The following is an 11,124-nucleotide window of genomic DNA, read 5'->3' as shown; positions in this document are numbered from 1 at the left end:
AAAAATAAACCGGTCTATTTGGCGAGGTACGATCAGCGCGGCAGACTTTCCAAGCGCTGATTGTTCCACTCTCCATCCAAAATAGCCTGATAGAGCATGCCTAGAGTCAGTGGCATTTTGTCATATTTTTCTCGGCGTTTTCTGGAGAAAGCCATCCGCGCCACTTCAATCAAGCTGAAGCCCTCTCCTGAGAAGTAGCGACTGAACTCAAAATCGCCAACCTGCACCGGAAACCTGTCGAAGAAGCTCTCCATAAACTGGATCGCATCGTCGCCAGTGATATCCAAATCACCCTCGACGGCATGACCTTTTGTGAGAATTTTTTGGGGACTAACACCGGTCTCCCTTCTCACAAAATCCTCAAACTCGTTCCATGTAAATTGGCTCATCAGAACACCTTGTCCTCCGGCTTGACAAGCGCGGATGGTCGCATCACGCGGAGCGAAGGAAGTTACCGAGCCTGGGCAACTGCTGACAATTGGACTTGTTCGAAAATAGGGGCGTGTACGAACGTATGAGTCACGCGCAGTCCTCGGCAGACGGCATCGTCGATGCCTGCCGGGCCGCTGTGGTGCGGGGCGATGCCGCTCATGCGAAACACCCCGAACGCCGGGCTTGAATCCAGCATTCGGGGTGTCGTGTATCGACGGCGTTTCGCCGAAGCATCAATCCCGCGCGACGTCCTTCGCCGCCGGCGACGCACCGTGGCTCAGCCAGTCGAGCACGTCGGCCGTTTCGTCGTCGCTCGCCCGCGCGCGCGCCTGCGCGACGGCCTCCGGCAGCTCGCCGTTGGTCGACGCGCGACGGATCGCGACGCCGACCGCGAGGATGTCGATCATCAGCAGATGCAGGATCCGCGAGATCATCGACAGCTGCGATTCGCGCATCTCGATGTGATCGGTCTCGAGCGCGACGGTCGCGCGCTTCGCGAGCGGCGTGTTGCTCGACGTGATCGCGATCACCTTCGCGCCGGCCTGCATCGCGACCTCCAGCACACGCAACAGTTCCGGCGCGCGTCCCGACTTCGACACCGCGACGATCACGTCGCCCTTGCCGAGCAGCGCGGCCGATGCGGCCTGCATGTACAGGTCGCCGTACGCAATCGTCGGGATTCCGAAGCGGAAGAACTTGTAGTGCGCGTCCTGCGCGACGATGTTCGAGTTGCCGAGCCCATAGAACTCGATGCGGCGCGCGCCGTTCAGGATCTCGATCGCGTTCTCGACGTGCTCGAAGTTCAGGTGTTCGCGCAGCTGCAGGATCGCGGACACCGTGTTGTCGAGCACCTTCGCGCCGAAGTCGGTGGCCGTGTCGCCGAGATGGACCTGGCTGTGGCTCATCGGAATCGTGCCGGTGAGGCCGGTCGCGAGCTTCAGCTTGAAGTCCGACAGCCCCTGGCAGCCGAGCGAGCGGCAGAAGCGGATCACCGTCGGCTGGCTCACGTCCGCCTTGCGCGCGATGTCGACGATCGGGTCGTTGATGATCGAGCGCGGATGGTTCAGCGCGAGATCGGCGACGCGGCGCTCGGCCGGCGTCAGCGCGTCGCGCATCTGGCGGATCCGCTCGAACACGGCCGACGACGCGCCGCCCGAACGGTTCGACAGCTGCTCCGCGAGGATCGCCGATACCCCGAGGAACGCCGGATATTCGGCGGTGATCAGGTAGGTCGGGATGTTCTGGAGATACTGCGTGAAGCGGCCCTTCGCCTCGAAGCGTGCGCGGAACGACGAGCGCGTGAACAGTTCGCCGAGCTTCAGCGCGACGCCGCCGCCGATGTACACGCCACCGAGCGCGCCGAGCGTCAGCGCGACGCTGCCCGCGAACGCGCCGAGGATCCCGCAGAAGCATTCGACCGTCTCGAGCGCGAGCGCGTCGCCCGCATGCGCGCGTTCGACGATCTCGGCCGTGTCGACGGTCGCGGCGACGCGCTTCTTGTCGCGCGCGGCGAGCGCACGATAGATGATCTCGATGCCGGGGCCGGCACAGACGCGCTCGAACGACACGTGCGGAAACTTCTTGCGCGCGTACTGCAGCACGAGATCCTCGCGCTCGTCCTGCGGCGCGAACGACGCGTGACCGCCTTCGCTGCCGAGCGCGATCCAGCGGTCGTCCGCCGGAATCAGGCCGGACACGCCGAGCCCGGTGCCGGGCCCGAGCAGCCCGATCACGCTGTTCTGGCGGCGCGCGCCGCCGCCGATCTGCACGCGCTGCGCATCGGTCAGGCCCGGCAGCGCCATCGCGAGCGCGGTGAAGTCGTTGACGACGAGCAGCGTGTCGAAGCCGAGCGCGCGACGCGTCGCCTCGATCGAGAAGCTCCAGTCGTGATTGGTCATCGTCACCTGGTCGCCGTCGACCGGGTTCGCGATCGCGATCGCCGCGTGGTTCACGCGGCTGATCTTCACGTCCTTCAGATACTTGCGGATCGCGTCGGTGAGCGTCGGGTAGTCGGCGCCGGGATAGACGCGGATCTGCGTGATCTCGCCGGGGCCGGTTTCCAGCGCGAATCGCGCGTTGGTGCCACCGACGTCCGCGAGCAGGCGCGGGCCGTCGGCATGCTGGCCCGCGACGACAGCCTTACTTTGCGCACCAGTAGACATCGAGCTGGGTCCCCTTGTCGTTGGCCAGTTGGGAAATCGCGTTCTTCTGCAGCGTCGCGGCCGCGGCGTCGAGGACGTCGCGCTTGCGGCTGCCCGCGATCAACAGGAACAGCCGGTCGACGCGCTTCAGCGCATCGAGCGAAAAGCTCACGCGCGCATGCGGCGCGGCGCCGGGATGCACGGCGACGAAGCGCTCGGGCGTCGTGATCGCGTGGTCCCATTCGGGCGCGTCCGCGAAGATCGACGCCGTGTGGCCGTCCTCGCCCATGCCGAGCACCGCGACGTTCGGCACGCGGTAGTCGGCGTTGGCGTTGAGCGCGGCGACGTGCGCATCGAGCGATGCGCGCGTGTCGACGAGCGGCAGGAAGCGGGCAGGGGCCGCCGCGTGCTGCAGCAGCGTGTCGCGCACGAGCTGCGCGTTGCTGGCCGCATCGTTCTCCGGCACCCAGCGGTCGTCGACCAGCGTGACGTCGACGCCGGCCCAGTCGAGCGCTGCGTGCGACAGCGTGTGCAGGAACGGGCGCGGGCTCGTGCCGCCGGACACCGCGAGCGTCGGGCGCGCGGGGCCGGCGAGCGCGGCGCGCAGCGCATCGCCGACGGCGCGCGCGAGCGCTTCGCTTTGCGCTTCCTGGGTGTCGAAAGCGTGGATCTCGATCACATCTCCTCCGGACTGCTTTGTCTGTTCAATTCGTGCGAATCGTGGGGCACGTCGCCGCGCGCTGGCGCGCACGACAACGGTTTGCATCAGTTTTCTTCTTCGAGCCAGCAGGTGCCGTGCTGCGCGAGCATCGCGCTCGCCGCGGCCGGCCCCCACGTGCCTGCCGCGTACGGCTTCGGCGGTTTCAGCGAGCGTGCCCATTCGTTCAGGATCGGCTCGACCCAGCGCCACGCGGCTTCCTGCTCGTCACGACGCACGAAGAGGGCGAGGCGGCCGTTGATCACGTCGAGCAGCAGGCGCTGGTACGCCTCCATCTGCCCTTCCTTGAAGAACTGGTCGAACGCGAGGTCGAGGTGCACGCTCGCGAGGTTCATCCCTTCGCCGGGCTGCTTCGCGAGGCAGTACAGGCGAATCGTCTCGTTCGGCTGCAGCCGGATCACGAGGCGGTTCGAACCGGGGCGCAGCGCGGTCGGGCCCAGCGCCGAGTGCGGCACCGGCCGGAAGTTCACGACGATCTCCGCGACGCGGTCGGCCAGACGCTTGCCGGTGCGCAGGAAGAACGGCACGCCGGCCCAGCGCCAGTTCTCGATCTCCACCTTCAGCGCGACGAAGGTTTCGGTCGGGCTGTCGGGTTTCACGCCGGGTTCGGTGGCATAGGCCGGCACCTGCGCGCCCTTGATCACGCCCGCATGATACTGGCCGCGCACCGCGACCTTGCCGATGTCGCGCGGATCGATGGGCTTCAGCGCACGCAGCACGCGCAGCTTCTCGTCGCGCACCGCGTCGGAATCCATCGAGTGCGGCGGCTCCATCGCGACGATCGACAGCAGCTGCAGCAGGTGGTTCTGCACCATGTCGCGCAGTGCGCCCGTATTGTCGTAGAAATCGCCGCGCGCCTCGACGCCGAGCTCCTCGGCGATCGTGATCTGGATGCTCTCGACCCATTCGCGGCGCCACAGCGGCTCGAACAGCGCATTGCCGAAGCGCAGCGCGAGCAGGTTCTGTACCGGCTCCTTCCCGAGGTAGTGGTCGATCCGGTAGATCTGGTCTTCCGCGAAGATCTCGCCGACCGCGTCGTTGATCGCGTTCGACGATTTCAGGTCGTAGCCGAGCGGCTTCTCGAGCACGATGCGCGCGCCCTCGTTCAGGCCGACCGACGCGAGCGCCTTGCAGATCGGCACGAACAGCGACGGCCCCGTGGCGAGATAGAACACGCGGATGCCGGACAGCTGCGCGACCGCGTCGCGCAGCACGACGTAATCCTCCGCGCGGCCGAGGTCGAGCTTCACGTATTCGATGCGCTCGAGGAAGGATTTCCACACGCTTTCGTCGAATGCCTTGCCGGCCGCCTTCGCCGCATGCGGCTTCACGTGCGTGTCGACCCACTCGAGATAGCCGGCCCGATCCGATTCGTGCCGCGCGACGGCAACGATCCGGCCGCTTTCCGCAAGCATGTTGCCGCGGTGCGCTTCGAACAGCGCGGGCAGGATCTTGCGCATCGACAGGTCGCCGGTGCCGCCGAAAAGTACGAAGGTAAAGCTGGAATCGGTATGCATGTGTCTCCGCCGATTGGGGGTGCTGGGAAGCGATCCGTAGTGCGATAAAAATATTTTTGACACTGAATTGTAGTTTAACTACAATCCGCCGCAAGGGGTAGCACCTGGGCGAAGAAAAAAAGAAGCGCGGTCGATGAACTGCGCGAGCTTCGCCTTCGGGAGCGCCTTGTGCCGAATGTTATCGGACATTGACGGTGCGCATCGTCCGCGCATCGTCGCCCCCGGGCTCGCGCCGCGGCATCGCGGCGGGCCAGAAACACAAAGAGGAGACACGCCGTTGAATCTCGATTCACGCTTTCTGTAAGAGCCCGGCCGGTCATCGGCCCCGTACGCTGCAATGCGTCCCGCGGCTCGATTTCCCCGTCGTTTATCAAGAAGCCGGTTCCCCGTCAGGGAACCTCACGAGTTGATTCAGTCTGGAGGAGATAAGTAATGAAAGTTCGCTCGATCATGGGCGCGCTCTGCGCCGCGGGTCTGATGGCTGGCGCCGTGGCGGCGCAGGCGGCCGAGAACGTAACCGTGCTGCACTGGTGGACCTCGGGCGGCGAGTCGAAGGCCGTCGGCGTGCTGAAGGACGACGTGCAGAAGCAGGGTTACGTGTGGAAGGACTTCGCGGTCGCGGGCGGCGCCGGCGCCGCGGCGATGACCGCGCTGAAGACCAAGGTGATCAGCGGCGACGCACCGTCGGCCGCGCAGATCAAGGGCCCGCTGATCCAGGACTGGGCCGACCAGGGCGTGCTCGTCAACATCGATTCCGCCGCCGGCGACTGGAAGCAGAACCTGCCGCCGGAAATCGACAAGATCATCAAGTACAAGGGCCACACCGTCGCCGCGCCGTTCTCGGTGCATCGCGTGAACTGGCTCTATATCAACAAGGCCGCGCTCGACAAGGTCGGCGCGAAGGTGCCGACCACCTGGCCCGAATTCTTCGCGGTGGCCGACAAGCTGAAGGCTGCCGGCATCCAGCCGGTCGCGATGGGCGGCCAGCCGTGGCAGGACCTGACGCTGTGGGAAGACGTCGTGCTGTCGCAGGGTCCGGCGTTCTACAGGAAGGCGCTCGTCGATCTCGACCAGGCCACGCTGACGTCGCCGCAGATGCTGTCGGTGTTCGACACGGTGCGCAAGATCCAGGGCTACTTCGACACGGGCCGCAACGGCCGGGACTGGAACCTCGCGACCGCGATGGTGATCAACGGCAAGGCCGGCATGCAGTTCATGGGCGACTGGGCGAAGGGCGAGTTCGAGAACGCCGGCAAGAAGGCGGGCAAGGACTACATCTGCGCGGCGGTGCCGGGCACCGCGAATTCGTACACGTTCAACGTCGACTCGTTCGTGTTCTTCCAGCAGAAGGGGCAGAAGGACGCGACGCCGGGCCAGGTCGCACTCGCGAAGACGATCATGACGCCGGACTTCCAGGAGCAGTTCAGCCTGCTGAAGGGCTCGGTGCCGGTGCGCCTCGGCGTGAAGATGGACAAGTTCGACGACTGCGCGAAGAAGTCGTATGCCGACGAGCAGACCGCGATCAAGTCGGGCGGCTTCGTGCCGTCGCTCGCGCACGGGATGGCGCAGGGCGATGCAACGGCCGGCGCGATCACCGACGTCGTGACGAAGTTCATGAACTCGCAGCAGGATTCGAAGAGCGCGGTCGCCGCGCTCGCGAAGGCCGCGAAGGTGAAGTAAAGCGCGACCGGCGCCCGGCCGGAAACGCAGGATCGGCCGGGCGTTCCTGCATGTGCAGCAAACGGGCTCGCTCGCGGGCCCGTGCCGTACCCGGCGCCGGCCCGGCCTGCGTCACCCTCGTTCCAGGAGTCGAATCAAGTGGCTGCCCCTCTTAGCGGAAACGGATCCGGCGCTGCCGCCGCACGGCGCACGTCGCCGATGTCGGCCTTCGCCGATCGCTGGATTCCGAAGCTCGTGCTCGCGCCGAGCCTCGCGATCGCCGTGGTGTTCATCTACGGCTTCATCCTGATTACCGGCTATCTGTCGCTGACCAATTCGCGGCTGTTGCCGAACTACGAATTCGACGGCTTCGGCCGTTACTCGGACCTGTTCCAGAACGACGTGTGGTGGACATCCGCCGCGAACCTCGGCTGGTTCGGGATTCCGTTCATCGCGATCTGCGTCGCGCTCGGGCTGTTCCTCGCGATCCTGCTCGACCAGCGGATCCGCAACGAAGGCGCGCTGCGCGCGATCTTCCTGTATCCGATGGCGCTGTCGTTCATCGTCACGGGCACCGCATGGCAGTGGATCCTGAACCCGGGCCTCGGCCTGGAGAAGGTGATGCACGACTGGGGCTGGACGAGCTTCTCGTTCGGCTGGCTCGACGACCCGGACAAGGCGATCTTCTGTATCGTGATCGCCGCCGTGTGGCAGTCGACCGGCTTCGTGATGGCGCTGTTCCTCGCCGGGCTGCGCGGCGTCGATGCGGAGATCTTCAAGGCCGCGCAGGTCGACGGCGCGACGCTGCCGACCATCTACCGCAAGATCGTGATCCCGAGCATGCGCCCGGTGTTCTTCTCGGTGCTGCTGATCCTCTGCCACATCACGATCAAGACCTTCGACCTGGTCGTCGCGCTGACGGCGGGCGGCCCCGGCACGTCGTCGTCGCTGCCGGCCATGTTCATGTACACGTTTTCGTTCAACCGCGGCCAGCTCGGGCTCGGCGCGGCGTCGTCGGTGATGATGCTCGCGACCGTGGTCGCGGTGCTGGTGCCGCTGATGTATATGGAATCGAGGAGCACCCGCAATGCAGCCTAAAGTGACGATCAGCCGGGCAGTGATCTATGCGGCGCTGATCCTGTTCGCGCTGTATTTCCTGTTCCCGATCTACGTGATGCTGTCGACCTCCTTCAAGGACCTCGACCAGCTGCGCACCGGCAACCTGTTGACGCCGCCGACGCACTGGACCTTCGATCCGTGGGTGAAGGCGTGGAGCGGCGCGTGTACCGGCGTGCGCTGCGACGGCATGAAGCCGTTCTTCCTGAACTCGCTGCAGATGGTGATTCCGGCCGTGCTGATCTCGTCGCTGATCGGCGCGTTCAACGGCTACGTGCTCACACACTGGCGCTTTCGCGGCGCGGATGCGCTGTTCACGATGATGCTGGTCGGCTGCTTCATCCCGTTCCAGGTGATCCTGCTGCCGATGGCGCGCCTGCAGGGGATGCTCGGCCTCGCCAACACGATTCCGGGCCTGGTGTTCGTGCACGTCGTGTACGGCATCGCGTTTACGACGATGTTCTTCCGCAACTTCTACGTGAGCGTGCCGGCCGAGCTCGTGAAGGCCGCGCGCATCGACGGCGCGGGTTTCTTCACGATCTTCACGAAGATCCTGCTGCCGGTGTCGCTGCCGATCTTCATGGTGTGCCTGATCTGGCAATTCACGCAGATCTGGAACGACTTCCTGTTCGGGATCGTGTTCTCCGGCGTCGACTCGATGCCGATCACGGTTGCGCTGAACAACCTCGTCAATACGTCGACGGGCGTGAAGGAATACAACGTCGACATGGCCGGCGCGATCATCGCCGCGCTGCCGACGCTGCTCGTCTACGTGGTCGCCGGCCGCTACTTCGTGCGCGGGCTGACGGCGGGCGCGGTGAAGGGGTAAGCGCGGCTTCATCCGATACGACGAACCGGCCGCGCACGACGCGCGGCGCATCGAAACGAACCCGACGCGGCGCCGTAGCGCCGCGCGAGACGAGACAGAGGATTCACAGCATGGCAAGCCTTTCCATCCGTGACGTGTACAAGACCTACCCGAACGGGGTGCCGGTCCTGAAGGGTGTCGACATCGAGATCGAGGACGGACAGTTCCTGATCCTGGTCGGCGGCTCGGGCTGCGGGAAGTCGACGCTGCTCAACATGATCGCCGGTCTCGAGACCGTGACGAGCGGCGAGATCTGCATCGACGGCAAGGTCGTCAACGACCTGTCGCCGAAGGATCGCGACATCGCGATGGTGTTCCAGTCGTACGCGCTGTACCCGTCGATGACGGTGCGCGAGAACATCTCGTTCGGCCTGAACATCCGCAAGGTGCCGAAGAGCGAGCAGCAGCAGATCGTCGAGCGCGTGTCGGCGATGCTGCAGATCCAGCATCTGCTCGACCGCAAGCCGGGCCAGCTGTCGGGCGGCCAGCGCCAGCGCGTCGCGATGGGCCGTGCACTGGCGCGCGATCCGTCGCTGTTCCTGTTCGACGAGCCGCTGTCGAACCTCGACGCGAAGTTGCGCATCGAGATGCGCGCGGAAATCAAGCTGCTGCACCAGCGCCTCGGCACGACGATCGTCTACGTGACGCACGACCAGATCGAGGCGATGACGCTCGGCGACCGGATCGCGGTGATGAAGGACGGCGTGGTCCAGCAGTTCGGTGCGCCGCAGGAAATCTACGATTCGCCGTCGAACCTGTTCGTCGCGGGCTTCATCGGCGCGCCGCCGATGAACTTCATCAATGGCAAGCTGGTCGAGCAGGGCAGCGGGATCGCGCTCGAGATCGACACGGGCCTCGCGCGCAGCGCGCTGAACCTGCCGTTCGACGCGAAGCGGATGAACGGGCACGTGGGCCGCGAGGTGATCCTCGGCCTGCGTCCGGAGCGCATCACCGACGCGCGCAATGCGCACCACGGCGAGGCGTCGAAGCTGCAGCCGATCGACGTGCGCGTCGACGTGACCGAGCCGACCGGGCCGGACACGCACGTGTTCGCGCAGGTCAACGGAAAGCGGATCGTGAGCCGCGTGCATCCGGCCGCGAACCCGCAGCCGGGGCAGACGCAGTCGCTGCTGTTCGACGTGTCGAAGGCGGTGCTGTTCGATCCGGCGTCGGAAGAGCGGATCGCGTGAGGCCGCGGTTGCGCTGAATGAAGAAGGGGCCGTCTCGAAGGAGCGGCCCCTTTTGTTTCTGGCGGTGCGTCTGGTGTCGCGGCGGCGCTCAGTGCGGCAACCGCACGTCGAACTTGAAGGTCGCGAGCCGCGCGACGAGGATGAAGCCGGTCGCGAGCAGTACGCTGTACACCGAGTCGAACTGCAGCCATGCGAGCAGCAGGTAGAACCAGCAACCGACGAACGCGCAGGTCGCGTACGGCCGCGAATCGCGCAGGATCAGCGGGATGTCGTTGCACAGCACGTCGCGGATGATCCCGCCGACCACGCCCGTGATCACGCCCATCATCACCGCGATGAAGCGCGGCATCTCGGCATCGAGCGCGATCGCGGTGCCCGAGATGCTGAAGATGCCGAGCCCGATCGCGTCGGCCACCAGCAGCAGCCGCTCGGCCGACAGCCGCGACAGCATCCGCAACACGAACGGCGCGAACAGCGCGAGCACGAAGATCGCGATCACGTAGTCGTCGTGCACGACCCAGTAGAACGGGCGGCGTTCGAGCAGGATGTCGCGCAGCGTGCCGCCGCCGAATGCGGTGGCGAGTGCGACGACGAACGTGCCGACCGAGTCGAGACGGTTCTTGCGCGCCTCGATGAAGCCCGAGATTGCGAACGCCAGCGTCGCGATCGCCTCCAGTACCGCGATCGCGAGCGTCAGCCTAGGATGCGGCACGCGGCCCCCGATCGGCGGGCGCCGCGAGCGGCTGCAGCAGCACGAGCACCGCGCCCGCGCCGCCGTCGTGGCTGCGCGCCTCGCAGAACGCGATCACTTCTTCCTTCTGCACGAGCCACGCGCGCACCTTGCCTTTCAGCACGGGTTCCTTGCCGATCGAGCCGAGCCCCTTGCCATGGATCACGCGCAGGCAGCGCAGCCCCTTCTTGCCGGCTTCGCGGATGAATTCGGCGAGCGCATCGCGCGCCTCGTCGCGTCGCATCCCGTGCAGGTCGATCTGCGCCTGCACGATCCACGCGCCGCTCCTCAGCTTGCGCACGACGTCGCGACTGATGCCGGGGCGGTGGTAGTACAGCGATTCGTCGCTGTCGAGCAGCGTCTCGGGATCGAATTCGTCGGACAGCGTCGCGTTCAGCACGGCTTCCTCGTCGCGCTGCGTCTGCTTCGGCACCGGGTCGGGCGGCGTACGGCCGGATTTCGCGCGCGGCGGCGCGTTGAGCTGCTGGATCGCGCCGATTTCGTTGCGGAACAGGTTCGCGTCGGCTTCGGCCTTGCGTTCGGCCTTCGCGGTTTCGATGCGCTCGCGGTCGCGGCGATCGGCTTCGCCTTGCAGCGCCTTGCGCAACGCGCCGAGGCCGGCCAGGCCCTGGCCGCGCAATGCGGCCGGATCGGGCGCGGGCGGCGGGGCGGCCGGCGCGGGGTTCGCGGGACGGGCGGCGATCTTCCGCTTCGCGGGATCGCTCGGATGGGGCTGGTTCTTCGCCATGATTC

General features: G+C 66.0%; 10 protein-coding genes. 4 read left to right on the top strand and 6 right to left on the bottom strand.

Features of this window, described 5'->3' with window-relative positions; all coding sequences use genetic code 11:
* Nucleotides 1-32: 32 nt before the first annotated feature.
* From U4Z31_RS13210 to zwf, 4 genes are all read right to left on the bottom strand, one after another.
* Nucleotides 33-389: a DUF1493 family protein gene (locus tag U4Z31_RS13210; protein WP_321810541.1), complete on the bottom strand. Its 357-nt coding sequence runs from the start codon at nt 387-389 to the stop codon at nt 33-35.
* Nucleotides 390-665: 276 nt separating this feature from the next.
* Nucleotides 666-2,594: a bifunctional transcriptional regulator/glucokinase gene (locus tag U4Z31_RS13205; protein ID WP_124487775.1), complete on the bottom strand. Its 1,929-nt coding sequence runs from the start codon at nt 2,592-2,594 to the stop codon at nt 666-668.
* On the bottom strand, nt 2,572-3,252 hold the full coding sequence (gene pgl / locus U4Z31_RS13200; protein ID WP_321798226.1) for a 6-phosphogluconolactonase: 681 nt from the start codon (nt 3,250-3,252) through the stop codon (nt 2,572-2,574). The genes U4Z31_RS13205 and pgl overlap by 23 nt, the downstream gene beginning before the upstream one ends.
* A gap of 86 nt (nt 3,253-3,338) precedes the next feature.
* Nucleotides 3,339-4,808 carry a glucose-6-phosphate dehydrogenase gene (gene zwf / locus U4Z31_RS13195; protein ID WP_124487777.1) on the bottom strand — a complete coding sequence of 490 codons (1,470 nt, stop codon included), beginning with the start codon at nt 4,806-4,808 and terminating at the stop codon, nt 3,339-3,341.
* A gap of 432 nt (nt 4,809-5,240) precedes the next feature.
* Here zwf and U4Z31_RS13190 point away from each other — a divergent pair, with 432 nt between their 5' ends.
* From U4Z31_RS13190 to U4Z31_RS13175, 4 genes are all read left to right on the top strand, one after another.
* Nucleotides 5,241-6,488 (top strand): ABC transporter substrate-binding protein, encoded by a 1,248-nt coding sequence (locus U4Z31_RS13190; protein WP_124487778.1) that lies wholly within the window; start codon nt 5,241-5,243, stop codon nt 6,486-6,488.
* A 138-nt stretch (nt 6,489-6,626) separates the two neighbouring features.
* On the top strand, nt 6,627-7,565 hold the full coding sequence (locus U4Z31_RS13185) for a carbohydrate ABC transporter permease (protein WP_124487779.1): 939 nt from the start codon (nt 6,627-6,629) through the stop codon (nt 7,563-7,565).
* Complete coding sequence (locus tag U4Z31_RS13180; protein ID WP_044846210.1) at nt 7,555-8,412, top strand: carbohydrate ABC transporter permease; 858 nt, start codon at nt 7,555-7,557, stop codon at nt 8,410-8,412. The genes U4Z31_RS13185 and U4Z31_RS13180 overlap by 11 nt, the downstream gene beginning before the upstream one ends.
* Before the next feature lie 110 nt (nt 8,413-8,522).
* Nucleotides 8,523-9,641 (top strand): ABC transporter ATP-binding protein, encoded by a 1,119-nt coding sequence (locus U4Z31_RS13175; RefSeq protein WP_044846209.1) that lies wholly within the window; start codon nt 8,523-8,525, stop codon nt 9,639-9,641.
* Nucleotides 9,642-9,729: 88 nt separating this feature from the next.
* On the opposite strand, the gene U4Z31_RS13170 is transcribed toward U4Z31_RS13175, so the two are convergent.
* Together U4Z31_RS13170 and U4Z31_RS13165 are read right to left on the bottom strand one after the other, a co-directional pair.
* Nucleotides 9,730-10,353 (bottom strand): trimeric intracellular cation channel family protein, encoded by a 624-nt coding sequence (locus U4Z31_RS13170; protein ID WP_044846208.1) that lies wholly within the window; start codon nt 10,351-10,353, stop codon nt 9,730-9,732.
* Entirely contained in the window at nt 10,340-11,119 is a 780-nt protein-coding gene (locus tag U4Z31_RS13165; protein ID WP_321810540.1) for a Smr/MutS family protein, read from the bottom strand. Before U4Z31_RS13165 ends, U4Z31_RS13170 begins: the two co-directional genes overlap by 14 nt.
* Nucleotides 11,120-11,124: the final 5 nt, after the last annotated feature.

This window comes from Burkholderia sp. BCC1985 (genome assembly GCF_905339915.1).
Classification (GTDB): domain Bacteria; phylum Pseudomonadota; class Gammaproteobacteria; order Burkholderiales; family Burkholderiaceae; genus Burkholderia.
Note: the sequence above shows the minus strand (reverse complement) of the source record. Positions and strands in the feature narration are given on the sequence as shown.

Excerpts from the sequence above, each read along its gene's own strand:
- zwf (WP_124487777.1), bottom strand. The coding sequence starts at position 4,808 with ATGCATACCGATTCCAGCTTTACCTTCGTACTTTTCGGCGGCACCGGC.
- U4Z31_RS13190 (WP_124487778.1), top strand. The coding sequence starts at position 5,241 with ATGAAAGTTCGCTCGATCATGGGCGCGCTCTGCGCCGCGGGTCTGATG.
- U4Z31_RS13210 (WP_321810541.1), bottom strand. The coding sequence starts at position 389 with ATGAGCCAATTTACATGGAACGAGTTTGAGGATTTTGTGAGAAGGGAG.
- U4Z31_RS13175 (WP_044846209.1), top strand. The coding sequence starts at position 8,523 with ATGGCAAGCCTTTCCATCCGTGACGTGTACAAGACCTACCCGAACGGG.
- U4Z31_RS13165 (WP_321810540.1), bottom strand. The coding sequence starts at position 11,119 with ATGGCGAAGAACCAGCCCCATCCGAGCGATCCCGCGAAGCGGAAGATC.
- U4Z31_RS13205 (WP_124487775.1), bottom strand. The coding sequence starts at position 2,594 with ATGTCTACTGGTGCGCAAAGTAAGGCTGTCGTCGCGGGCCAGCATGCC.
- U4Z31_RS13180 (WP_044846210.1), top strand. The coding sequence starts at position 7,555 with ATGCAGCCTAAAGTGACGATCAGCCGGGCAGTGATCTATGCGGCGCTG.